General features: G+C 60.7%; 1 protein-coding gene. It reads left to right on the top strand.

The annotated features are described in order from the left end of the window. Positions 1-309 precede the first annotated feature (309 nt). A complete protein-coding gene (locus SB717_RS33460) occupies positions 310-519 on the top strand; it encodes a hypothetical protein (protein ID WP_410907101.1) in 210 nt (69 codons plus the stop codon). Positions 520-540: the final 21 nt, after the last annotated feature.

Raw genomic sequence — 540 nt, 5'->3', positions numbered from 1 at the left:
GCAAACAGAAGGAACTGGCAAAGCTGACCCGGGAACGGGACCAGCTCGCCAGTTGATCGAAATCGGCCCGCTTGTAGAGGGGCTGCGCCTCCACTTAATCCGGCCGTGAGGCCCCATCCAGTAGGTATTCCAGATGCCTGGACAAACACCAGACTCAGCACGTTTCACCGACCCAGACCGTTTGCAACCAGGTGAGCAAGAGCCAATCCGCGTGCTTAATCCGCTGCCGCTGGCCGGGCAGGCGCTTTGCTCGTGCAGTTGTGGGTGGTTCGGCCCCGTGGGACAACGCCAGGACGGCGCGTGCCCTGCGTGCGGATCAACCGTAGCGAAGGCAGCGAGCAAGGCTGTACGACAGGTTTACCAGGCCATGGCCAAGCTGCTAAGCGACACGGGCGATCGACTCAAGAGCGCCCAGATCGACTGCATATCGCTGCGCACAATGGTGGATCAGTCGGTCCAGAATTGCCGAACGCTTCAGGACGTCCAGATCCCGCTCACCGCAAAGGCGGCAGCATTTGACGCCTCACTGAAGTTGATTGG

Source organism: Priestia sp. SIMBA_032, assembly GCF_046535215.1.
GTDB classification, from domain to species: Bacteria; Bacillota; Bacilli; order Bacillales; family Bacillaceae_H; genus Priestia; species Priestia aryabhattai.
This window is presented reverse-complemented; position numbering and strand designations above follow the sequence as displayed.